Origin of the sequence: Streptomyces sp. Ru73 (assembly GCF_002920575.1) — a bacterium.
In the GTDB taxonomy this organism is placed as follows: Bacteria; Actinomycetota; Actinomycetes; order Streptomycetales; family Streptomycetaceae; genus Streptomyces.
The window spans coordinates 19,292-41,662 of sequence record NZ_PQSQ01000070.1; the positions used below are offsets into that span (position 1 = coordinate 19,292).

The 22,371-nt window shown below is 73.7% G+C and carries 18 protein-coding genes; 3 read left to right on the top strand and 15 right to left on the bottom strand.

Annotation, left to right across the window (positions count from 1 at the left end):
• Positions 1-26: 26 nt before the first annotated feature.
• From C3486_RS25640 to C3486_RS25685, 10 genes are all read right to left on the bottom strand, one after another.
• Entirely contained in the window at positions 27-1,328 is a 1,302-nt protein-coding gene (locus C3486_RS25640; RefSeq protein ID WP_103835131.1) for an MFS transporter, read from the bottom strand.
• 107 nt (positions 1,329-1,435) lie between these two features.
• Positions 1,436-2,479 (bottom strand): winged helix DNA-binding domain-containing protein, encoded by a 1,044-nt coding sequence (locus C3486_RS25645; protein ID WP_103835132.1) that lies wholly within the window; start codon positions 2,477-2,479, stop codon positions 1,436-1,438.
• Between the two features lie 13 nt (positions 2,480-2,492).
• Positions 2,493-3,137 (bottom strand): 4'-phosphopantetheinyl transferase superfamily protein, encoded by a 645-nt coding sequence (locus tag C3486_RS25650; protein WP_103835133.1) that lies wholly within the window; start codon positions 3,135-3,137, stop codon positions 2,493-2,495.
• Positions 3,137-7,084 (bottom strand): non-ribosomal peptide synthetase, encoded by a 3,948-nt coding sequence (locus C3486_RS25655; RefSeq protein WP_181138691.1) that lies wholly within the window; start codon positions 7,082-7,084, stop codon positions 3,137-3,139. Before C3486_RS25655 ends, C3486_RS25650 begins: the two co-directional genes overlap by 1 nt.
• Complete coding sequence (locus tag C3486_RS25660) at positions 7,081-8,307, bottom strand: cytochrome P450 (protein ID WP_103835135.1); 1,227 nt, start codon at positions 8,305-8,307, stop codon at positions 7,081-7,083. Before C3486_RS25660 ends, C3486_RS25655 begins: the two co-directional genes overlap by 4 nt.
• 1 nt (position 8,308) lies before the next feature.
• Positions 8,309-8,581: an MbtH family protein gene (locus C3486_RS25665; protein WP_103835136.1), complete on the bottom strand. Its 273-nt coding sequence runs from the start codon at positions 8,579-8,581 to the stop codon at positions 8,309-8,311.
• 33 nt (positions 8,582-8,614) lie between these two features.
• The gene (locus C3486_RS25670) at positions 8,615-9,364 is read right to left on the bottom strand and encodes a thioesterase II family protein (protein WP_103835137.1); all 750 of its coding nucleotides are present in this window, start codon (positions 9,362-9,364) and stop codon (positions 8,615-8,617) included.
• 4 nt (positions 9,365-9,368) lie between these two features.
• On the bottom strand, positions 9,369-11,144 hold the full coding sequence (locus C3486_RS25675; RefSeq protein ID WP_103835138.1) for a non-ribosomal peptide synthetase: 1,776 nt from the start codon (positions 11,142-11,144) through the stop codon (positions 9,369-9,371).
• The gene (locus tag C3486_RS25680) at positions 11,141-12,652 is read right to left on the bottom strand and encodes an aldehyde dehydrogenase family protein (protein ID WP_103835147.1); all 1,512 of its coding nucleotides are present in this window, start codon (positions 12,650-12,652) and stop codon (positions 11,141-11,143) included. Before C3486_RS25680 ends, C3486_RS25675 begins: the two co-directional genes overlap by 4 nt.
• A 111-nt stretch (positions 12,653-12,763) precedes the next feature.
• The gene (locus C3486_RS25685; RefSeq protein ID WP_103835139.1) at positions 12,764-13,774 is read right to left on the bottom strand and encodes a BTAD domain-containing putative transcriptional regulator; all 1,011 of its coding nucleotides are present in this window, start codon (positions 13,772-13,774) and stop codon (positions 12,764-12,766) included.
• Positions 13,775-13,955: 181 nt separating this feature from the next.
• On the opposite strand from C3486_RS25685, the gene C3486_RS25690 reads away from it, so the two are divergent.
• From C3486_RS25690 to C3486_RS25700, 3 genes are all read left to right on the top strand, one after another.
• Positions 13,956-15,560 carry a tryptophan halogenase family protein gene (locus tag C3486_RS25690; protein WP_103835140.1) on the top strand — a complete coding sequence of 535 codons (1,605 nt, stop codon included), beginning with the start codon at positions 13,956-13,958 and terminating at the stop codon, positions 15,558-15,560.
• Positions 15,561-15,672: 112 nt separating this feature from the next.
• Positions 15,673-16,275, top strand: a complete 603-nt coding sequence (locus C3486_RS25695; RefSeq protein ID WP_103835141.1) for a flavin reductase family protein — start codon at positions 15,673-15,675, stop codon at positions 16,273-16,275.
• Positions 16,262-17,542 (top strand): cation:proton antiporter, encoded by a 1,281-nt coding sequence (locus tag C3486_RS25700; RefSeq protein ID WP_181138692.1) that lies wholly within the window; start codon positions 16,262-16,264, stop codon positions 17,540-17,542. The genes C3486_RS25695 and C3486_RS25700 overlap by 14 nt, the downstream gene beginning before the upstream one ends.
• On the opposite strand, the gene C3486_RS25705 is transcribed toward C3486_RS25700, so the two are convergent.
• From C3486_RS25705 to C3486_RS25725, 5 genes are all read right to left on the bottom strand, one after another.
• Positions 17,539-19,098: an MFS transporter gene (locus C3486_RS25705; RefSeq protein ID WP_103835142.1), complete on the bottom strand. Its 1,560-nt coding sequence runs from the start codon at positions 19,096-19,098 to the stop codon at positions 17,539-17,541. The two genes, C3486_RS25700 and C3486_RS25705, sit on opposite strands and share 4 nt — an antisense overlap.
• A 48-nt stretch (positions 19,099-19,146) precedes the next feature.
• Positions 19,147-19,854, bottom strand: coding sequence for a tRNA-dependent cyclodipeptide synthase (locus C3486_RS25710; protein ID WP_103835143.1), 708 nt, complete (start codon positions 19,852-19,854; stop codon positions 19,147-19,149).
• A 7-nt stretch (positions 19,855-19,861) separates the two neighbouring features.
• Complete coding sequence (locus C3486_RS25715) at positions 19,862-20,644, bottom strand: 2OG-Fe(II) oxygenase (protein ID WP_103835144.1); 783 nt, start codon at positions 20,642-20,644, stop codon at positions 19,862-19,864.
• A gap of 295 nt (positions 20,645-20,939) precedes the next feature.
• Positions 20,940-21,224 carry a chaplin gene (locus tag C3486_RS25720; RefSeq protein WP_103835145.1) on the bottom strand — a complete coding sequence of 95 codons (285 nt, stop codon included), beginning with the start codon at positions 21,222-21,224 and terminating at the stop codon, positions 20,940-20,942.
• A gap of 178 nt (positions 21,225-21,402) precedes the next feature.
• The coding region (locus C3486_RS25725; RefSeq protein ID WP_146075057.1) for an aldehyde dehydrogenase family protein at positions 21,403-22,371 on the bottom strand (969 nt) is incomplete at its 5' end.

Below are 22,371 nucleotides of genomic sequence, written 5' to 3' on the forward strand. Positions count from 1 at the left end.
CCCCGCGAGCGTCGCGCGACGGGCGGTCAGGCGGTGATCTTGGCGCCGTCCTCGTGGCCGCCCGTGGGGGTGGCCTCCGTGGCGGTGCCCTCGCCGTCGGCCTCGCCGCCGCCGGGCATCTCCTTGATGCGGGCGACGGGCCCGGCCAGCAGGGTCAGGCCGCCCAGGACGGCGACCGCACCGGCCACCGCGAGGCCGGCGGTGAGGCCGACCGCCTCGCCCAGCGCGCCGCCGGCGAAGTAGCCGAGCGACAGGGCGCCGTACACCGCGGAGAGCGCGGACCCGCTGACGCGGCCCATCTGCTCGTTGGGCGTGACGCCTTGGACCAGGCTCAGGACGTGGATGTCGAACATCGGGGAGACGAAGCCGATGACGGCCTGCACCACGATCAGTCCGACGAACCCGGCGGTCGCGCCGCCCGTCGGCACGAGGATGTAGCCGGCGCCGAGCACCACGGCGGTCAGGACCAGGGTGCGGCCGAGCGTGAGCTTCTTGGCGACGACCTCGGAGAGCACCGCGCCGACGATGACGAAGACCGACATCACGGCGAAGGCCGCGCCGACCTGGCCGGGGCTCAGGTTCAGCGTCTTGTACGCGTAGACCACCAGCAGCGCGTCACCCATCGCGGCACCGAGGTTGACCACGACGTTGGCGGTGAACAGGCCGCGCAGGACCGGGTTGCCGAAGAGGGTGCGCAGCCCCTCCTTCAGCTCCGCCTTGGCGGAGGCCGCCCGCTCCTCGGTCCGCTCGCGGGTGTCACGGTGGCGGATGACCAGCAGGGCGACCAGCGAGACCAGGAAGGTGAAGGCGTCCGTGGTGATGGCGCGCGCGGCGCCGAGCAGCTGGATGAGCGCGCCGCCGGCACCGGCGCCGACGGCCTCGGCGACGCTCCGGCTGATCTGCAGCTTGGTGTTGCCCTCGACGAGGTTCTCGGTGCCGATCAGCTGCGGCAGCCAGGACTGGTAGGAGACCTCGAAGAAGGTGGTGAGGCAGCCGGTGACGGCGGCCACGATGTAGACGTGCGTCATGCTGACGGAGTCGAGCGCGAACGCCAGCGGGATCGTGGCCAGGGCGACGAAGCGCCCCAGGTCGGCCACGATCATGACCGTGCGGCGCGAGACCCGGTCCGCCACGAGACCGGCGATCGGCGCCAGCAGCACGAAGGGGAGGAAGCGCAGCGCGCCGAGCACGCCGACTTCGAATGCTCCTCCCCCGAGAACCACGACCGCGAGGGTGGGGAGCGCCAGCAGCGAGATCTTGTCGCCGAAGTTGCTGACGGTCTGCCCGAACCAGAGTCGATTGAAATCGGAATGCCGACCGAGTGCCATGAAGACGCCCTTTTCTGTGGGGGACGGAATTGTCGGACGGCACCGAAACTAGGCAGCGGGGGTTAGCGGCCGGTTATGCATCCGGCGGACTGGAGAACGGTCGTGGACTACGCATGAGAAGCGGTATAGAAACGCGTGATGTCCGCGCTCTCCCGGGCGATGCCGGCGGCCACCGCCGGGTCCCAGGGCGCGTTTCCGGGGAACGGCTCGACGGTCACCGCTCCCCCGCGCCGGTCGCGCGACCAGGTGCCCACGGCCAGCCCGTCGACCATCACGGTGGCCCGGATCTGGCCGCCGCCGGGCCAGACCAGGCGCTCGTGTTCCGCCGGTACCGACAGTTCCCGGCTGCGGTAGCCGACCAGGTAGTTGTCGTACGCGGGCAGCAGCCGCACATCGGGCTCGTCGCCGCTTTCGAGTGCGGGCTGCGGGCTGTCGGGAACAGCGGCCCAGGCCCTCTTGCACGTGCCGGTCTTCAGCCCGGACCAGTGGGCGAAATCCGCTGCGGTCGCGGGTCCGTGAGCGGCACGGTAGCGGCGGGCCAGTTCGATTTCGGCCGCTTCCCCGGTGAATGGGAGGGGGCCGGTGGCGGGCAGCCAGTCGTCGAGCAGGACGAAGGCGGCCTCGCCGTCGCGCTGCGGCCCGTGACAGATCCGGCCGGTCAGCGCGGCGCGGCGGATCAGATGGAAGGCGGCCTGGCCCTTCGGCGGCACGCCGAGGGTGGTGAGCCGGTCGGTGAGCTGCCCGCGGGTCAGCGGACCCTCGCCGTCCAGTGCGTCCGCGATGAGTTTTTCCGCCCGTTTGCACAGCGCCTCGTCCAGACCCAGTTCCCGCAGCCGGCGGGCGCCGAGCGCGAGGAAGACGGGCCCGAGGAGGGCGAGCAGCCAGCGCGCGTCGGCGGCCGGTACGTACTGCAGGGTGCCCCGCATGAACCAGCCGCGTACCAGGGTGCGTTCGGTGTCCGTGGCCCGCTGTACCGCGTCGGCGGTGAGTCCTTCGGCGCGTACCCGCAGGCCGAGGGCCGCCGCGGTGAGGTCCTGGGCCTGGACGGCGAGGACCCGGTCCAGGACGGCGGCGGCCGACGGCTCCCGGTGTCCTCCCCCGATGGCCTGTGCCTGCGCCCTGAGCAGCCGGTCGGTCGTTCCTTGTGCCACGTGTCCCGTTCTTTCAGTCGAGCAGCGTCAGCCGCAGTTCCCCTTGGGCCGCCGCACAGCCGACGACGGCCCCGGCGGCCCAGTCCGTCAGCCGCCACGCGCCCCAGCGGGGCGGTTCCTGTCCGTACACCGGAAGGTCGAGGCGGCTCAGCTCGTCGAGCGTAGCCACCCCGACCTTGACCAGGGCCTCCTTCCGGACCCACTGGCGGAGGAAGGCGCGCTGCGGCCGGTCCTGCCGGCACACCGCCGCCAGTTCCCGCTCCGTGCACGCCCGCTGGGCGAGGCGCCGGTCGAGCGGGCCGCCCGGGTCCGTCTCCACGTCGATGCCGACCGGGCCGGGGGCCGCCGCGGCGGCGACCCAGCCCTTGGTGTGCGCGAGGCTCACGCCGAGGTCCGGTGCCTCGGCGAGCCGGGGCCGGCCGTGCGGCCGGCCGCACTCCCCGCAGCGCTGCACGACGGTGAGGGCGTGTGCCGGGCTGCCGAGCAGCCGCCCGGCGCAGAGCCGGACCAGGGCGTGGGCCGCCACGAAGTCGTCCCGGTCGCCGGGTGACCGGAAGGCGTCGGCCCGCGCCCGTTCGGCCGGGGTCAGCAGCTCCCCTGCCGGGCCCGCCGCCGCGAGCACCGCGGCGGTCGGCCCGGCCAGCGCCACGCCCGCCATCAGGGCTTGCGGCGCAGCACCGCGTAGTAGCCGGGCAGCCGCAGCGCGTCGGCGTCCGACTGCGGGTCGATGGCGTGCAGCTCGATGGCCTCGTCCTCGATCAGCTCCCACTCCGTGTCCGGGAAGGCCTCGGCCAGTTCGGGGCGGGTGAAGCGCTGCGAGTGCCGGACGCCGGCCGCCTCCAGCGGGCCGACCAGGTCCTCGGCGCGGCCGCGCTTGCCGCCGACGAAGCCGAGGTAGCCGAAGGAGTTGCTGGAGTAGTCCGGCTCGTGGACGATCAGTGTCCCGCCGGGGCCGAGCAGCCGCCCCGCGACGTCGGCGAGCCGGGCCCGTGCCGCGCCGTCGAGGACGTGGAAGACGCCGCGTACGAAGATGTTGTACGGGCCCTCGCCCAGCTCGGCGGCCTGGCCGGCGTCGGTCATGTCGAGCGCCAGGTAGCTGACGTTCGCCAGGTCGGCGCCGCGTTCCGCGGCCTCGCGGCGGGCGTGTTCGATGGCGCTCGCGGAGACGTCCACGCCGACGACGCGCGGGTAGTGCGGGGCCAGTTCGCGGCTGTAGCGGCCGTTGCCGCAGCCCAGGTCGATGACCGGGAGGCGGGTGTCGAAGTGGCGTGCGGCCCGGCCGAGCAGCCAGTCGAACTCCGCGCCGCTGTCGGCGTCCCAGATGACGTCGCCGCCCCGCCCGGTCCGCTCGATGCCGGCCCAGTAGCGCTCCCACGCGTCGCCGGTGTCGCGCTCCTCCGCCTGTTCGGCGGCGGGCGCCTCGCCGGGCGGCGGCACGTGCCGCTCCCAGGCGTCCTCCTCGCCCAGCGCCTCCAGGAGGGCCACGAACTCGGCGAACATGGCGTCGATCAGGCCGTCCGGGTGGACGGCGGGCAGGAAGTCCCAGTTGAAGGTGAGTCCGCCGGCCTTCTCGAAGACCTGGAAGTCCAGCGAGACCTGCGGCGTCTGGGAGATGCCGTAGACCGGGACGCCCAGCTCGGTCTCCTCGTGCTGCGGCGGGTGGCCGGCGAGGCTCGTCATGACGACGGGCATGGCGGGCGCGAGGGAGCCGCGCAGCTTGGTCAGCTCGCGCAGCACCTGGACGCCGCTGAAGTAGCGGTGCTCCAGGTCGGCCCAGAGCCGCCGCTGGAGGTCGCGGGCGCGCCCGGCGAAGGTGTGCTCGCGCTGTTCGACGGCGAGCAGCAGCGTGGTGGTGGTGTCCGCGAGCAGCGCGTTGACCTGCGGGTGCAGCGGCAGCCTGTTGAACAGCGGGAAGTTGATGGTGAACCGGGGCTGCCCGGCGGCCCTGCCCAGTACCTCGGCGTAGGCGGCGGCCAGCACGCCGGAGGGCGTCACCTCGCGGGCGTGCGCGCGCTCCTGGATGCGGGCCCACAGTCCGGCGTCCACGACGTGGCTGCGCCGCTCGAAACGGACGGGCAACTCCGGTGCGTCAGCCGGGCGTTCCGGCAGTTGGGGGGCCGGCGGGAGGGTGGCGAGGCGGTCGCGCCAGTACCACTCGGAGCGGCGGTACAGCTCGCTGTCGCGCAGGGAGCTGCCGACGGCGAGCACGTAGTCGCGGAAGGTCAGCTCCAGCGGTTCGGGGTCGGCGTCCGGCTCGGTGTAGAAGGTGACCAGGTCCGGGACGAGCACCTGGAAGTAGCTCCAGGCGTCGGCGACCAGGAAGTCCAGCGAGAGGTGGATGCGGGCGCGGCCGCCGCCGAGCAGGCTGATCCGTACGTCGAACAGCGGCCAGCTGTCGGCGTCCAGCACCTGGTGCGACAGCCGCTCGCGCAGCGCCGCCAGCTCGGCCTCGCGGTCCGCCTCCGGCAGGGTGCCGAGGTCGGTGACCGGGATGTCGTAGGCGGGGATCTCCTCGTACACCTGCTGGGTGCCGTCGGGCAGGATGCGGGTGCGCAGCGCGTCGTGGCGTTCCACGAGGCGGTGCCAGGCGCGCCGGAAGCGGGGGACGTCCAGCCGCTCGCTCTCCCACTCGAAGTAGCCGTGGCAGCCCACGTTGCCCAGCTCGACGAGGCCGCCGCGGCCGATCCACAGGGCCTGCTGGCTCTCGGTGAGCGGGAAGGGCGCGAAGCGGTTCTCCGGGTCGGGGACGATGGCCGGGAGGCCGCCGAAGCCGTCGCGGGCGCCGGTGCGTTCGGCGGTGAGGAGGGTGGCGAGTTCGGCGACGGTGGGGCGGGCCGACAGTTCGGACAGGCTCAGCTCGGTGCCGTACCGCCGGCGGATCTCGTCGATCAGCTGGAAGGCGAGCAGGGAATGCCCGCCCAGCTCGAAGAAGTTGTCGTGGATGCCGATGCCGGTGCTGCGGAAGATCTCGCCCCACAGGCGGGCGAGGGAGTCCTCGACCTCGTTGCGCGGCGCTTCGTACCCGGCGGCGGTGTCCTCGTCGGTGCCTGCGGGCTCGGGCAGCTGCCGGCGGTCGACCTTGCCGTTGGGCAGCCGGGGCAGTGCGGGGAGGACGACGATCGCGCCGGGCACCATGTAGTACGGCAGGGTGCGGGCGACCTCGGCGCGTACGGCACCGGGGTCGGGCTCGGCGCCCTCCTCGGGCGCGACGTAGGCGAGGAGCCGCTTGTCGTTGGGGCCGCGCTCCTGGGTGACGACGACGGCCTCGGCGATGCCGTCGAGGCGCGCCACGTGGGTCTCGACCTCGCCCAGCTCGACCCGGAAGCCGCGGATCTTCACCTGGGAGTCGGAGCGGCCGAGGAGTTCCACGGCGCCGTCCGGGCGACGGCGGGCCAGGTCCCCGGTGTCGTACAGCACCGGGTGCGGGTCGCCGTCGACCACGTTCTCGCGGAACGCCGCCGCGGTCAGCTCGGGCCTGCCGTGGTACCCGGCGGCGAGGCCGGCGCCGGAGACGTGCAGCCGGCCGACCTCGCCGTCGGGCACCGGCCGGTCGTCGGCGTCGAGGAGGTGGACGCGGAGGTTGGCGATCGGCACGCCGACCGGCACCTGGCGGGCGGCGCGCACCTCCTCCGGCGTGGCCTGGCTGGTGAAGTCGATGCCGGCTTCCAGGTCCAGGCAGGTGAGCACGTTGGTGGTCTCGGTGGTGCCGTACGTCATCACCACCCGGAAGGGGGTGTCGGCGGGCGGCCAGCTGTGCACCCGCTCGGCCGTCGTCACCATGATCCGCAGGTCCGCGTCCGCCGGCCAGGCCAGGCCCCAGACGGGTTCGGCGAGCGCGGCCACCAGCATGGTGTGGGTGATCCGCTCGCGGACCAGCCAGTCGCGGATCTGCCCGGGGGTCTGGGCCCGGCCGGCCTCGGGGATGTGGATGGCGGCGCCGGCCGGGAGGTAGGCCAGCCACTCCATGATCTGCACGGCGAAGCCGGGCGTGGACAGCCACGAGGCGCGGTCGCCGGCGCGTACCCCGTAGGCGCGGCGGGTCCAGTGCACCAGGTTGGTGAGCGCACCGTGCCGCTCCAGGACGGCCTTGGGGGTGCCGGTGGAACCGGAGGTGTAGATCAGGTGACTGATGGTGTCCGGGCCCGTGGGCACGCCGGTGGGTGTGGCGGGGCGGCCACGGCCCGCGGTGGCGGCCTCGGCGCACGCCACCCCTTCCGGTATCCGTGCGGTGAGTTCGGCGGGGGTGAGGACCAGCAGCGGCGCTGCGTCGCCGATCATCGCGGCGAGCCGGTCGTCGGGGTTGACCGGGTCCAGGGCGACGATCGCTGCGCCGGTCTTGAGGATGGCGAGCGAGCCGAGCACGTAGTCGGCGGAGCGCGGGTAGCACAGCCCGACGCGCTCGCCGGGCCGCGCGCCCCGTTCGATCAGCGCGTGCGCCAGGCGGTTGGTGGCCGCCTCCAGCTCGGCGTACGTCCAGGAGCGGTCGCCCTGGACGAGGGCGGGCGCGTGCGGGGTGCGGGCGGTCTGCTCGGCGAGCAGTTCCGGGTAGCCGGTGCCGGGGAACGGGGTGTCCGTACGGTTGAAGTCGAGGAGTGCGGTGGTCACAGCGCGGCCCTTTCTGCTCCTGTGAAGGCTCGGCTGCGCAGCAGCCGCACCGGGAGGCTCTTGATGCCCCAGGTGAAGTTGGACGAGTTGAAGACGGCGGGACCGGTGAGCTCGAAGCCGTCGAGCACGGCGAGCAGCTCGGTGAGCAGCGCGCCGAGCTCGAAGCGGGCCAGCCGGGCGCCGAGGCAGAGGTGGCGGCCGTGCCCGAAGGCGAGGTGCCGGTTGGGGTGCCGGTCGACGCGGAAGGTGTGCGGATCGGTGAAGACGTCCTCGTCGCGGTTGGCCGAGACGTTCCACAGGGTCACCCGGTCGCCCGCCGCGACGGGCACTCCGGCGATCTCGGTGTCCCGGACGGCGGTGCGCAGCGCGTGCACGCCGGGTGTGGTCCAGCGCAGGATCTCCTCGACGGCGGGCGCGATGCCGGCGGGGCCGAGGCGGCGCAGCAGCTCCCACTGCCCGGGCTGCTGCGCGAACATGTGCACCGCGCCGGCCGCTGAGTAGCGAGTGGTCTCGTTGGCGCCGGAGAGGACGCCGTTGCAGTTGAAGACGATCTCTTCGTCGCTGAGCGGACGCGCGGTGCCGTCGCCCTCGTCGACGAGGGTGTCGTGCGCGATGTCGCTGATCAGGTCGGTTCCGGGGCGGGCCCGGCGCTCCGCGAGCAGTTCGATGAAGTAGAGGAAGATCTCGGAGTGCGCGGTGCTGCGCACCGCCTCGTCCGGGGAGTCGAAGGCGTCGGTGGTCAGCGCCCCGATCCACGCCCAGTCCGCGCGCGGGATGCCCATCATCGCGCAGACCACCCGGTTGGGGAGCTGCTTGGCGAGGTCGATGAAGTCCAGTTCGCCCGACTCGGCCGCCTCGGTGACCAGTTCGGCGACGACCGTCCGGACCAGGGCCTCCAGCCGGGGCATCCGCTGGGGCCCGAACGCCTGGGAGAGCGCGCGCTTGAGCCGGGTGTGGTGCGGTACGTCGGAGACGATGAGCATGCGCTGGGCGACGGCGGCCACGGCCGCCGGGTCGCTGCCGAGCCGCATGCCGTGCGCCGAGCTGAAGGTGTCGCTGTCCGCGTACACCCGTGTGATGTCGCGGTGCTTGCTGAGCACCCAGAAGCCGTCGCCGCCGGGCTCGGGGTTCCGGTACACGGGTGCGTTGGCCCGCAGCCAGGTGAAGGCGGACCAGAAGTCGTTGCGTGCGAAGGGGGCCGGGTCCAGCAGGTCGATCCGCATGTCAGGCGCCTCCGCCCGGTCTTCCGGCGGGGGCCGCCGGGCGGTGTGGCGCGGCCCGCAGGCTCAGCGGCCGGGTGTCGGTCCAGTGCGCGTCCACGTGGGCGGCGCACTCGTCCTCGGTGCCGGTGAACCCGGCCGGCGTCCAGCCGTCCGGCAGCTCGCGCACCGCCGGGTACAGCGCGTACTGCTCCTCGTGGTTGACCAGGACCTGGTAGGTGGTGGGCACGGTGTCCTCCGGGCTCGGGCGGGTGGAACGGGCGGTGCGGGCGGCCATGACGGTGCGTCAGCCGGGGTTTCTGGCGGTGCGTCAGCCGGTGTGCGGCAGGCCGTCGGCGGTGCCGCCGAGGAGCCCGGCCAGGTGGCGCAGTACGGGCTCGGGGCGGCGCAGTACGGCGTGGTGGCCCCCGGCCGCGGTGTGCCGGTGGAAGCCGGCCGTGGTCACCTCGGCCCAGCCGGCCAGCTCGGCGGCGCTCACCGTCTCGTCGGCGTCCGCGCCCCAGGCGTGCACGGGCACATCCAGGCGGGCGCCGGGCACATGGGTGTAACTCAGCGACAGCCGGGCGTCCTTGCGGAGCATGGCCACCATCAGGGCGCGGGTGTCCTCGTCCAGGAACGCGGGGTCGATGCCCGCCGTGTCGAAGAGCTTGTCGAGCTCGTCGTCGTCCTCGACGATGCCGCGCCCGGCGCCGTGCCAGTGGCCGGGCGCCCGGCAGGCGCTGACCACCAGGGCCCGGGGCCGGACCCGGCGGGCCACTTCGTAGCCGAGCAGTCCGCCGAAGCTGTGGCCGAAGACGACCAGCGGCCGGCCGGGCCCGACGGTGCGGCGCAGCTCGTCCGCCACGGCCTCGACGGCCTCGTCGAAGGTGTCCGGCATCGGCTCGCGCCAGCGGTTCTCGCGGCCCGGCAGCTGGACGCCGTAGACCTGGGCGATGCCCTCCAGCGCGGGCTGCCAGGCGCGGAACTGCTGGCAGCCGGCGCCGGCCGGGGGCAGGCACAGCAGTGCGGGCAGGGTGTGGTCCTCGGGCCCGGTGGGCCAGGTGGAGATCCAGGTGCCCATGGCGTCAGGCTCCTTCCGCTGCGGTGCCGGCCGCCGGCGCTTCCGGTGCCGCGGCGAGCCGGTCGAGTGCGGCGGCGAGCGCTGCCACGGTCGGCTGGGCGAGGAGTTCGCCGAGGGTGACCCGCAGCCCGGTGGCCCGGCGCAGCTCGGCGACGGCGCGGGCCGCGGCCAGCGAGTGGCCGCCCAGCGCGAAGAAGTCGGCCGCCGGGCCGGGCACGTCGCGGCCCAGGACTTCGGCCCAGACGGCCATCACCTGGCGTTCGCGTGCGGTGCCTGCCGCGCTCCCGGGCTGTACGGGCGCCGCGAGTTCGGCGGCCAGCGCCGCGCGGTCCGCCTTGCCGGTGGCCAGGGTGGGCAGCCGGTCGAGGACCCGTACGGTGCCGGGCACCGCCGCCTCCGGCAGCAGGCCGCGGCAGTGCTCGGTGACGCGGGCCGCGAGCGTGCGGGGATCGGCGCCGGGCGCGGCCAGCACGCCGAGGCCGAGGGCCTGGCCGCCGGGCAGCGGGCAGCAGGCAGCGGCGACGACCTCGGGGAGCTCGGCGGCGACCCGCTCGACCTCGCCGAGTTCGACGCGGTGGCCGCGCACCTTCACCTGGTCGTCGCGGCGCCCGCGGTACTCCAGTTCGCCGTTGGGTCTGCGCACCACCAGGTCGCCGGTGCGGTACATCCGGGCGCCGCCGCCCTGGAACGGGTCGGGCAGGAAGCGGGCCGCGGTGAGTCCGGGGCGGCCGCGGTAGCCGCGTGCCACGGCGGGTCCGCCGAGGTACAGCTCGCCCTCCTCCCCCGCCGCCACCGGGCGCAGCGCGTCGTCGAGGACGTAGGCCCGGTAGCCGGGCAGCGGCCGTCCGATGGCGGTCACGTCATCACCTCGCTCGCTGTCGGCCCAGGTCGCCGCGATGGTCACCTCGGTCGGTCCGTACACGTTGAGCAGCCGGCGGCCGTCCGCGAACCGTTCGGCGAGCGCGGCCGGGCAGGCTTCGCCGGCGACCACGACGACCTCGGCGGCGCCGAGCCCCGCACCGTGCGCGGCCAGCAGCGACGGGGTGAGGGAGGCGGTACGCAGCCCGGCGGGGAGGGCCTCGCGGCCCGCTGCTGCGGCCGCGCGGAGCCCGGGGAGTGACAGGTCGGCCAGTGCGACGCCCTGGCCGTGCACGAGGTAGAGCAGCGTGCACCACAGCCAGCCGTCGAAGGCGGGCGAGACGGCGTTGAGGCCGAGGCCGCCCGCGGGCAGGCCCAGTCCGGCGAGCGCGCCGAGGAAGGTGTCCAGGCCACGGTAGGTGACCTCGACCCCCTTGGGGCGTCCGGTGGTTCCGGAGGTGTAGATCAGGTAGGCGCAGCTCTCGGGCGCCGGTGCGGTCACCGCGAGCACTGCTGAGGCGGACGGGCCGCAGTCGGCGGGGGCCAGGGTGCGGAGGCCGGGGAGGGCGAGTCCGGCCGGTGCGCCGTCGGCGAGCAGGACCTCGGCACCGGCGTCCCGCAGCACGTGGCCGAGGCGTTCGACGGGGTGTGCGGGGTCCAGCGGTACGGCGGTGGCACCGAGGCTCCAGACGGCGAGCAGCGCGGGCACGCTGTCGCGGGACCGGCCGAGCAGCAGCCCGACGGGGGTCTCGGGGCCGGTGCCGGCGGCGGCCAGCGCCGTGGCGATCCCGGCGGTGCGTGCGGTGAGTCCGGCGTAGGTCAGGGTGCCGTCGGCGGCGCTGACGGCGGTGGCCGCCGGCTGTTCCCTGGTCCACCGGTCCAGCGCGGCGAACAGGGGCGGGGGCGCGGTCGTCACGGTCATCGGTCGCTTCTCTCCTCCGCCGCGGCGCGTGCGGGCTCGGTGGCGCGCAGCCGCGGCCCCGTCACCTGTCCGCCAGGCCCCTGGGGCAGCTGCATCGACTTGGTCTCCAGGAAGGACGCGAGGCCGGCGGTGCCGCACTCGCGGCCGAGGCCGGACTGCTTGAAGCCGCCGAAGGGCGCGGCGGGGTTGAACTGGCCGCCGTTCACGTCGACCAGGCCGGTGCGGAAGCGGCGCGCGATCCGCTCGGCGCGGCCGGTGTCCGCCGACCAGACGGCGCCGTGCAGCCCGTAGCGGGTGCCGTTGACGATCCGTACGGCCTCGTCCTCGTCGTCGTACGGCATGACGCACAGCACCGGACCGAAGATCTCCTCCTGGCCGAGGACGCCGTGCGGGTCCACGTCGGCGAAGACCGTGGGCCGGACGTAGTACCCGGTGGTCAGCCCGGCGGGGCGGCCGGGGCCGCCGTGCACCAGCCGGCCGGCGCCCTCCTCGGTGCCGCGCCGGAGGTACGCGGTCACCCGGGCGTGCGCGGCGGCGGAGACGAGCGGGCCGAGGTCGGTGTCCGGGGAGCGCGGGTCGCCGGTGACGTAGCCGTCCATCGCCTCGGCCGCGATGCGGACCGCCTCGTCCTGCCGGTCGCGGGGCACCAGCAGCCGGCTCCACTGCAGGCACGTCTGGCCGGTGTTGAAGAGCACCTGGTCGACCGTGGCGCGCACGGCGGCGGCCAGGTCGGCGTCGGCCAGCACGAGGCTGGCGTTCTTGCCGCCCAGCTCCAGGTGGACGCGCTTGATGCCGTCGGCACCCAGCTCGGAGACCGCGCGCCCCGCGCGGGTCGAGCCGGTCAGCGACACCACGTCGACCAGCGGGTGGCCGGCCAGCGCGGCGCCCGCCGTGGGGCCGGTGCCGACGACCGTGTTGAAGACGCCGGGCGGCAGATCGGCCTCGGCGACCGCCTCGGCGAGCAGCCGGGCGTGCAGCGGGGTGAGTTCGCTGGGCTTGTGCACCACGGCGCAGCCCGCCAGGAGCGCGGGCAGCACCTTCTGCACGGTGAGCAGCAGCGGGGTGTTCCACGGGGTGATGCAGGCGGCGACCCCGGCGGCCTCGCGCACCACCAGCGAGTGGCCCACGCGCTCCTCGAAGGCGTAGGAGGCGGCCGTCTCGACGCAGTGCGCCGCCATGCCGAGCGCGAGCCCCACCTGGGTCGCCCGCGCCATCCGCACGGGCGCGCCCACCTCGGCGGTGAGCACCTCGGTGAACCGCTCGGCGCGCCGCTCCAGTTCCGCGACGACCCGGCGCAGCAGCCGGACCCGTTCGCGTACGGGGGTGGCGGCCCAGCGGGGGAACGCGGCGGCCGCGGCGCGTACGGCCCGGTCGGCGTCGTGCGCGGTGCCCGCCGGGACGGTGGCGAGCGGCGTCTCGGTGCTCGGGTCGGTCACCACGAGGCAGCCGTCGGCGTCGGAGGCGGTCCAGCGGCCGCCGATCCACTGGTCGTGGTAGCGGGGCGGCAAGGGGGGCGGGCACGGCCCGGCCCGGTGTGCGCCGGGGTCGTGCGGCGCGGTCAGCACGGTCACGTCGGGGTCCTCACAGGGTCACGGGAGCGCGGTCGCGACGGCGCCGCGTCACGGGTGGACGGGAACGGCCGGCGGCCGGGCGGCCGCGCGGGCGGGGGCGGCGGCCCGGCCGTCCGGCCTGGTGCGCCGCGCGGGGCGGAGCCGGTCGGCGGGCCAACCCGGGAGCGGGACCGGCCAGGCCGGTACGGGTGCGGTGGCCCGCGGGGCGGTGCTCAGCGGGCCACGGGCGGCGGGCGGTGCGGCGGCGGGCCGGGCGGCGGGCAGCAGGGTGCGCAGCAGCAGTTCGGTCTCGCGGCCGGGTGCCACCGCGAGTTCGTCGCGCAGCCGGCGCGCGCACAGCTCGTACCAGCTCCGCACCCGCGCGAGCTCGCCGCGTCTGCCGTGCGCGGCCATCAGCGTGCGGTAGGTCTCCTCGTGGTGCCGGTCGATCTCCAGCGTGCGCCGGCAGACCTCGATCAGCTCGCCGAAGTCCTCGCGGGCCGCGGCGTCGGCGCGCAGGACGGCCAGCGCCCGCAGGGCCAGGGACTTGAGGTATTCGCGCTGCTCGACGACCCAGTCGGCGGTCTCGCCGCGGAGGAAGTCGCCGCCGTAGAGCGCGACGGCGGCCCGCAGCCGGGTGCGCGCCAGCGCCGTCTCCTCCCGTGCGGCGGCGCGCAGCCCGGCGTGCACCAGCTCCTGGAAGCGGTCCACGTCGGACCACAGGTCGGGCACGTCCAGGACGTAGCCGAAGTCGCGGTAGGACAGCCGGATGCCGGAGGGGCCGGGGCGGTCGGGGTGCGCGTCGAGCACCCGGCGCAGCGCGTGCGCCGCGACCTTCAGGGAGCTGCTGCCGGCGGACCGGTCGGCGCCGGGCCAGAGGACTTCGTAGAGCCGCTCGCGGGTGAGGGTGCGGCCGCGGTGGACGACCAGGTACTGGAAGAGGCCGCGGGCCTTGCCGGCCCGCCACTGCCCGACGGGGCTGCCGTTGACGGTCAGGCGGAAGTCGCCCAGGAACCGGATGTGCACCTTCGCCGCGCTCGTGGACACGTCCGTGTGCCGCGCGTCGTCCCCCGTGGTCATCGCTTCCTCCCGGAAGTCGCTCGCAGGCCGTTCTGCCTGCGGCGAGTGTGTTCCGGGCCTCTACAGGCGCCCTATACCGGACGGACGCGGCGCGTGTAGGTCCGGCATAGGGCGGACGGCCACCGTTCTTGGCACGACCACCCCGACCGGCGCCGTATCCGGCCAGAAATGAGGCTGTTCCATGACCAGCACCGACACCCGGCTCAAGAAGGTCGTCATCCTGGGCGGCGGTACGGCCGGCTGGATGACCGCCGCGTACCTCGGCAAGGCGCTCCAGGGCACCGTCGACATCACCGTGCTGGAGGCGCCGGCCATCCCGCGCATCGGTGTCGGCGAGGCCACCGTGCCCAACCTGCAGCGTGCCTTCTTCGACTACCTCGGCATCGCCGAGGACGAGTGGATGCGGGAGTGCAACGCCAGCTTCAAGATGGCCGTGCGCTTCGTGAACTGGCGCACCGACGGGCAGGGCGAGGCCGCGGCGCGCGAGCTGCCGGACGGCCGGCCCGACCACTTCTACCACCCGTTCGGCCTGCTCCCCGACTACGACCAGACGCCGCTGTCGCATTACTGGTACCTGCGCAAGCACGAGGGCCGCACCACCGAGCCGTTCGACTACGCCTGCTTCCGCGAGCCCCCGGTGATGGACGCGATGAAGGCGCCGCGCTGGCTCGACGGCCGCCCCGCCACCCGGTACGCCTGGCACTTCGACGCCCAGCGCGTCGCCGACTTCCTCCGCCGCTTCGCCACCGAGAAGCAGGGCGTGCACCACGTGCAGGACGAGATGACCCGCGTCGAGCAGGACGAGCGCGGGTACGTGACGGCGCTGCACACCAAGGCGGGCCGGGTGCTGGACGCCGACCTCTTCGTGGACTGCTCGGGCTTCCGCGGCCTGCTCATCAACAAGGCGATGGACGAGCCGTTCCTCGACATGAGCGACCACCTGCTGTGCGACAGCGCGGTCGCCACGGCCGTCCCGCACGACGACGAGGAGAACGGCGTCGAGCCGTACACCTCCGCCATCGCCATGTCCTCCGGCTGGGCCTGGAAGATCCCGATGCTGGGCCGGTTCGGCACCGGCTACGTGTACTCCAGCAAGTTCACCGAGCGGGACGAGGCCACCGCCGAGCTGTCGCGGATGTGGGGGCTGGACCCGGAGGAGACGGAGTTCAACCACATCCGCTTCCGGGTCGGCCGCAACCGCCGTGCGTGGGTGAAGAACGTCGTCGGCATCGGCCTGTCGTCCTGCTTCGTCGAGCCGCTGGAGTCGACCGGCATCTACTTCATCACCGCGGCGATCTACCAGCTGGCCAAGCACTTCCCTGACAAGACGTTCAACCAGGGCCTGATCGACAGCTTCAACCACGAGATCGAGGTGATGTTCGACGACACCCGCGACTTCATCCAGGCCCACTTCTACTACGCGCCGCGCAACGACACCCCGTTCTGGCAGGCCAACAAGGAGCTGAAGCTCGCCGACAACATCAAGAAGAAGATCGCCGCGTACAAGGCCGGGCTGCCCATCAACTCGCCGATCACCGACGAGTCGACCTACTACGGGAACTTCGAGGCGGAGTTCCGCAACTTCTGGACGAACGGCAGCTACTACTGCATCTTCGCCGGCCTCGGCCTGGAGCCGGACGCGCCGCTGCCGGCGCTCGCCCACAAGCCCGAGTCCGTGGCCGGTGCCGAGCCGCTCTTCGAGACGGTCAAGCGGCAGCAGCAGAACCTGCTGGAGACCCTGCCCAGCACGTACGACTACCTGCGCCGGCTGCACGGCCAGGCATGACCCCTCGGGCGCGGCAGAGCGCCCCTCCCGGGCCGCCCGGCAGACCGGCTTCCCGCCGGCTGCCGGGCGGTGCTGCACCAGCCGCTGCTCCAGCCACCCACAGGAGTCAGACATGCCCCCTTCCGCGCCGCACCGCGGGGACACCGGGACCCAGCCGGTCGATCCGCGCCCCTTCATGGCCGCCTTCCCCACCGGCGTCTCGGTCGTCACCACCCTCGGCGCCGATGCCGCCCCGCACGGCATGACCTGCAGTTCACTGGCGAGCGTCGCCCTCGATCCGCCCACGCTGGTGGTGTGCATACGGACCGCGAGCCCGACCCTCCAAGCGCTCCTCGCGCACGGCAGGTTCGCGCTGAACCTGCTGCACGAGGGGGCGCGGGCCACCTCGGATCTGTTCGCCTCCGGTGCGCCCGACCGCTTCGACCGCACCGAGTGGCGGCTGCCGCTGGGCGCCGGCGGCCCCCATCTGACCGCCGACGCACACGCGACGGCCGACTGCGCGGTGGCCGGCACCGCCGGGTTCGGCGACCACACCGCCGTCTTCGCCGAGGTCGGCCGGGTGACGGTACGGGAACCGGCGCAGCCGCTGCTGTACGGCCGGCGCCGCTACGCCCGCTGGTCCGACGCCGCCGCGCTGCCGCAGCCCGCGCCCGCCACCGGGGCGGGCCCGCGGCCGGTGCCGCCGCCCGGAGGAGCCGCCCGTGTCCGCGGCTGACCCGCTGCCCGCGCTGCTGATCGCCGTGCCGGCGGTCATCCTGGCCTGTCAGGCGGGCTCGGTGCTCTTCCGCCGGCTCGGCCAGCCGCCGGTGGTCGGCGAGATCGCCCTCGGCATCCTGCTCGGCCCGTCCCTGCTGGGCTGGGTGTGGCCGGGGGCGCAGCACTGGCTGTTCCCGGACGCCGTGCTGCCGTTCACGTCCGTACTCGGCCAGCTCGGGCTGCTCTCGTTCATGTTCCTGGTCGGTCTCGAGCTGGACCTGGGCGCGCTGCGCGGGCACAGCCGCGTCGCGCTCGCCGTCAGCCAGGCGGGCATGGTGCTGCCGCTCGGGCTCGGAGCGCTGCTGGCGCTCGGGATGTACGGCCGGTTCGCGCCGGACGGCGTCGGCCGGCTGCCGTTCGTCCTGTTCGTCGCGGTGGCCATGAGCATCACCGCGTTCCCGGTGCTGGCCCGCATCCTCGTCGACCGGGGCCTGTACGGGACGCCGGTCGGCGCGCTCGCCATGGCCTGTGCCGCGGTGGACGACGTGACCGCCTGGTGCCTGCTGGCGCTGGTCGTGGCGCTCGTCTCGGCCGGCTCCCCGCTGGCCGCCGTGGTCACCGCCGCGCTGGCCGCGGTGTTCGTGCTCGTGATGTTCCGCGTGGTGCGGCCGCTGCTCGTCCGGTGGGCCGCGCGGCTGGGCCGGGCGGGCGACGGGACCGTCCTGGTCGGGCTGTTCAGCGGGCTGAGCCTGTCGGCGCTGGCCACCGACCTGATCGGGGTGCACGCGCTGTTCGGTGCGTTCCTGTTCGGGGTGATCACGCCGCGGGGTACGCCCCGTATCGATGCCTCGGCCGGCCGGCTGCGGGCCGTCGCCGTCCCCGTGCTGCTGCCGCTGTTCTTCGTCCATACGGGGCTGCGCACGGACATCGGCGGGCTGGCGGCCGATCCGGCGCAGTGGGGCTGGGCGGTGGCCGTGCTCGTCGTGGCGATGGCCGGGAAGTGGGGCGGTGCGGCCGGTGCCGCGCGGCTCTGCGGGCGGCCCTGGCGGGAGGCGCTGTCCATCGGGGCGCTGATGAACTGCCGTGGCCTGACCGAACTGGTGGTCCTCACCATCGGCCTGGAGCTGGGGGCCATCGGCCCCGGGCTGTTCACGGTGCTGGTGCTGATGGCCCTGGTCACCACGGCGGTGACGGGCCCGGCAGTCAGTCGCCTCGGCCGGGTGCGGGTGCCCCCGCCGCCGGAGCCGGCCGGCCCCGTGCCCGTCACCACGTCGTCGGGTGTCTAGCGCACCGCCTCCTCCCGCTCCGCGGCTCCGGCGGGTACGGCGTCGGCGGCGCGCGAGCGGCTGCGGCCGAGCAGGGCCAGGGCCAGGAGCGCCGCCAGCGAGGCCGCCGTCACCCACCACATCGCGGCCTGGGTGCCGTGGGTGAACATCTGGTGGAACAGCCGGGTGAGGTCGCCGTCGCCGAGGGAGGTGTGCTGCCGCAGCAGGGTGACCGCGTGCTCGGGGTCGGCGGCCACGTCCCGGACCCACGTGCCGGACGGGACGTGGCGGTCGGCCAGTGCCGCGGTCAGCGCCGCCTCGGCCTGCCACCGGTACAGCACGATGCCGGCCGCGAGGCCGATGGCCCCGCCGAGGTTGTGGAAGGTCCACGACGAGCCGACGACGTGGCCCGCGCGGCTTTCCGGTACCGAGGACAGCGCGGACACGGTGGCCGGGCCGAGGATGCACGCCCAGCCGACGCCCATCGCCACCAGCGCGGTGCACAGCAGGGCCAGGGAGCTGCCGGCGCTCAGCTGCGCGAAGAGCACGCCGGCCACGGTGAACGCGGTGAAGCCGACGGCGAGGAGCCGCCGCGGGCCGTACCGGTCGGTCAGCCGCCCGACGAACGGGGACAGCGCGGCCATGACGGCGGTGCACGGCAGCAGCAGCGCGCCGGTCGCGTAGCCGCCGTAGCCCCGGACGTCGCTCAGGTACAGCGGCAGCAGGAAGAGCACGGTGGCGTAGAAGGCCGCGAGCGCGAAGTCGGAGACGATCGCACCGAGGAACGCGCGGTGCCGGAAGAGCCCGAAGTCGATGATGGGGTCGGCGGCCCGGCGTTCCACCGCGTAGAAGGCGGCCAGGGCCAGTACCGCGAACGCCAGCAGTCCGAGGGTGCGGGGGCCGGTCCAGCCCCAGGTGCCGCCGAGAGTGAAGGCGAGGACGACGGCCGGGATGGCGAGGCTGATCAGGACCAGGCCCGGCCAGTCAACGCCGGGACCGCGCTCCTCGGCCCGCGACTCCCGCACGCTGACGGCACAGATGCCCAGCGCGATCACGACGAGCGGCACGTTCAGCCAGAACACCCAGGGCCAGCCCAGTGCGGAGACGATGACACCGCCGAGCAGCGGGCCGATGGCCAGCCCGAAGCCGTTGACCGCGTAGAGGGCGCCGATCGCCCGGCCGCGCTGGGACTCGGGGAAGGCGTTCTGCACGATCGCACCGGTGGAGGTGTACAGCACCGCGCCCGCCGCGCCCTGGACGAAGCGCGCGGCGATCAGCCAGCCCGTGCTGGGGGCCAGCCCGGCCGCGAGGGAGGCCAGGCCGAAGACGGCGGTGCCGGCGAAGAGGACACGACGGCGGCCGTGGGTGTCGGCGAGCCGGCCCATCGTCACCATGAACATCGACAGCGCGACGAGGAAGATGTTGACGATCAGCTGGAGGTCGGTCACCGAGGCGCCCAGGTCGGCCTGGATGCGGGGCGCCGCGGTGTTGACGATCGTCAGATCGATACAGCCGAGGAAGCTGATCAGGCCGACGCCGGTGAACGCCCACCATGTGCGGTTGTTGTCTGTGGTCACGCCTACGTGTCCTCTGCGCTGGTCTTGACGGGGATTACTGAGGGGTGGTCAGGCGGCGGGTTCGGGGACGCCGGCCCGCTTCTTGAACCGCAGGGAGAGCCATCCCCCCTTGCCGGGATATTCCTCGGTGACGAACAGCCGCTGCGTTTCGGCCATGGCGGCGGTCATCGGCTGCGGATAGATGATGTAGTCGTAACCGCGGTGCGCCCACAGCGGCATGATGACGGGGCATTCCTCGATGAGGTAGGAAAGGCACTTGCCGAAGGCCAGCTCGACGTCGGCCGACGGGTCCCGGGCGGTGAGCCGGTCGATGAATTTCCCGATGGTGGAATCCACCGCGCGCCGGTATCCGGGATTGTTCTCGTAGGCGTGCTCGATGCGCCGGCGGAAGGCGAAGTATTCGGGGTCGTGCAGCGCCTGGCCCCAGCGGAGCACGTCGTGCGGGACGGTGAGCCGGCCCAGGATCTTCTCGTTCCGCTCCAGCCATTCGTCGCCCTCGCGCAGCGCCCTGACATAGCCTTCCTCGGCGCTGAGGTCGAGGTAATTGGTGCGCTGGAGGGTGTCGGCGACGGCAATGGTCAGGTGGCCGAATCCGCTGCGGTTGACCAGGTCCACGGTGGCCCGGAGCTTGTCGCCCTCGTGGTAGCGCTGGCCGACGCTGACGAGGAGGACGGCGCGCTTTCCGGCCAGGGTGAGCTGCTTGGCGGCCTGCCCGAAGTTCGCCTTCGTACGGCCGTCGAGGGTGTGGGTGTCCATGGCGGCCTCAGCTCCACAGCGCCAGCGGGCGCTCGGGGCCGTAGTAGCCGAGGAAGTGCCCGAGGGTGATGCGGGGCTCGTCCCCGGAGGGCCGTACCGCGTGGATCTGGCGCGGGTTGAGCAGCAGCAGGTCACCGGCGGACGGCTTGATGACCTCGGCCGGCGGGCCGATCCGGTCGCGGTCGATGCCCCAGGTGCGGTCGCCCTTCAGCCCGTTGTAGGCGTCCTCCCCCGGCTCGGTCCCCCACAGTTCCAGCTCGCCGCCCCGCTCCGGGATGTTGAGGTAGATGTTGACGGAGAGCTGGGCCAGGAGGCCGGCGGAGTGGCCGGGCGGGAGGTTCCGCTCCAGCGCGTCGGTGTGCGGATTGAGGTCCACGTCCTTGTTCTGGTAGCGGCAGATGCCGATGAACGCCTTCCGGCCGTCGAGGTGCAGCAGGTTCGCGCCGGGATTCCAGGTTTCTTCCAGGAGCAGCCGGAGGACGTCGCTGGGCGAGGCGTACGGCGCGAACACGTCCCGCAGCCGGTGGATGTTGTCGCGGGCCTCGGCGTGATAGCGGTCCCGGGAGGCCTCGTCGCTGATTTCGGAGTAGGCGAATCCGAGGCGCTTGAATTCCTCCGCCTGGCTCAGGCCGCCCCGGTCCGGATGGTCCAGGAGCTGGGCGCGGGCGGCGGCGAGGGATTCCTTGTGCACGAAGCCGGGTATGTGCACGGCCAGGTGTCTGCCGTCGACCACCCCCAGAATGTCGTCGTGGGACAGTTCTCGTGCGGTGGTCCGCTGTATCGCGGTCATGTCGCTCCCCCTCTGCGGGTCATGAACTACCGCCGTTGGTCGGGCGGTTGCCGGTAGTACACGGGAGGCGCCGGGAGCCGGACAAGGTCTTTCATTGCGCGTTCATACAGTCCATATGCGGGTTCACACAGTTCACAATCCGTGGCGTGAAATGCGCGTCGCCCGGCCGGGAATCGGCGGTCGGCGGGACGCCGGAGACGCGTGCCGCGGCGGGAAGGCCGTACGGAAACGGCGTCCGCCGCCGGGTGCGGGACCCGGCGGCGGACGCCGTCGTGCGAGGGGTGGTGCGGGCCGGTCAGCTCCGGCCGTGGTTCCAGTGGTGGTGGTGCCCGTGGTGGTGGCCCGAGATGTTCGCGCAGCTGTTGCCGGCGGCCGGGTTCAGCAGGCCGATGACGTTGATGCTGTCGCCGCAGACGTTGGCCGCGACCTCCACCGGGACCTGGACGACGTTGCCGGAGAGGACGCCCGGGCTGCCGTAGGCCTCGCCTTCCGCTGTGGTGTCGGCGGAGGCGGCGGTGGCGCCGCCGAGCACGGTCGCGGCGGCCAGGGCGGTTGCCGCGAGGACGGTACGGATGGACATGTTTTCTCCCGTGACGAGGGGGCCTGTCGCAGGGAGAGTCACCCCTCGCACTCCGTTCGCCACCTGAAGGGCGCCGGGACCGCCTGTTCGCAGTAGTGGATCGGGCCGAACGGAGCAACCGGGGCCGCCGCTGCGGCCGTACCGCCCCGGTCGCGCGCCCCGGCCGCCCCGTCCGCCGTCACGCCGGAATGGCCAGATACTTGATCTCCAGGAACTCCTCGATGCCGGCCCGGCCGCCCTCGCGGCCGAGCCCCGACTGCTTGATGCCGCCGAAGGGCGCCGCCGGGTTGGAGACCAGCCCGGTGTTGACGCCGACCATGCCGGTCTCCAGCTTCTCGCCCACCCGCAGCGCGCGGTCCAGGTTCTCGGTGAAGAGGTAGCCGACCAGTCCCCATTCGGTGTCGTTGGCGGCGCGTACGGCCTCGTCCTCGTCGTCGAAGGTGAGGATGGCGGCGACCGGGCCGAAGATCTCGGTGGACATCAGCGCCGAGTCGGGGTGCACGTCGGTGAGGACGGTGGGCGGGTAGAAGTAGCCGGCACCGTCCGGGGCCTCCCCGCCGATCACCGCCTTGGCGCCGCGCCGTACGGCGTCCCGCACCAGCTCCGCGGCCTTGTCACGCCCTGCGGAATCGATCAGCGGGCCGACGTCCGTGCCGTCCTGCGTGCCGGGGCCGACGGTGAGGGCGCCCATCCGCTCGGCGAGCCGGGTGGCGAACTCGTCGGCGACCGAGCGGTGCACGAAGAAGCGGTTGGCCGCGGTGCACGCCTCGCCCATGTTCCGCATCTTGGCGACCATCGCGCCGTCCACCGCCTTGTCCAGGTCGGCGTCGGCGAAGACCAGGAACGGCGCGTTGCCGCCCAGCTCCATCGAGGTCCGTACGACGGTGTCGGCGCACTGGGCCAGGAGGATGCGGCCGACCTGGGTGGAGCCGGTGAAGGACAGCTTGCGCACGTCACCGCTGCGCAGCAGGGGTTCCACGACACCGGCCGCGTCGGTGGTGGTGACGACGTTGAGGACGCCGGGCGGCAGCCCCGCCTCGGTCATGATGGCGGCCAGCGCCAGGCTGGAGAGCGGGGTCTGCGGCGCGGGCTTGAGGACCATGGTGCAGCCGGCCGCGACCGCCGGGCCGATCTTGCGGGTGCCCAT

Excerpts from the sequence above, each read along its gene's own strand:
- C3486_RS25640 (WP_103835131.1), bottom strand. The coding sequence starts at position 1,328 with ATGGCACTCGGTCGGCATTCCGATTTCAATCGACTCTGGTTCGGGCAG.
- C3486_RS25650 (WP_103835133.1), bottom strand. The coding sequence starts at position 3,137 with ATGGCGGGCGTGGCGCTGGCCGGGCCGACCGCCGCGGTGCTCGCGGCG.
- C3486_RS25660 (WP_103835135.1), bottom strand. The coding sequence starts at position 8,307 with ATGCGGATCGACCTGCTGGACCCGGCCCCCTTCGCACGCAACGACTTC.
- C3486_RS25665 (WP_103835136.1), bottom strand. The coding sequence starts at position 8,581 with ATGGCCGCCCGCACCGCCCGTTCCACCCGCCCGAGCCCGGAGGACACC.
- C3486_RS25670 (WP_103835137.1), bottom strand. The coding sequence starts at position 9,364 with ATGGGCACCTGGATCTCCACCTGGCCCACCGGGCCCGAGGACCACACC.
- C3486_RS25675 (WP_103835138.1), bottom strand. The coding sequence starts at position 11,144 with ATGACCGTGACGACCGCGCCCCCGCCCCTGTTCGCCGCGCTGGACCGG.
- C3486_RS25685 (WP_103835139.1), bottom strand. The coding sequence starts at position 13,774 with ATGACCACGGGGGACGACGCGCGGCACACGGACGTGTCCACGAGCGCG.
- C3486_RS25690 (WP_103835140.1), top strand. The coding sequence starts at position 13,956 with ATGACCAGCACCGACACCCGGCTCAAGAAGGTCGTCATCCTGGGCGGC.
- C3486_RS25695 (WP_103835141.1), top strand. The coding sequence starts at position 15,673 with ATGCCCCCTTCCGCGCCGCACCGCGGGGACACCGGGACCCAGCCGGTC.
- C3486_RS25710 (WP_103835143.1), bottom strand. The coding sequence starts at position 19,854 with ATGGACACCCACACCCTCGACGGCCGTACGAAGGCGAACTTCGGGCAG.
- C3486_RS25715 (WP_103835144.1), bottom strand. The coding sequence starts at position 20,644 with ATGACCGCGATACAGCGGACCACCGCACGAGAACTGTCCCACGACGAC.
- C3486_RS25720 (WP_103835145.1), bottom strand. The coding sequence starts at position 21,224 with ATGTCCATCCGTACCGTCCTCGCGGCAACCGCCCTGGCCGCCGCGACC.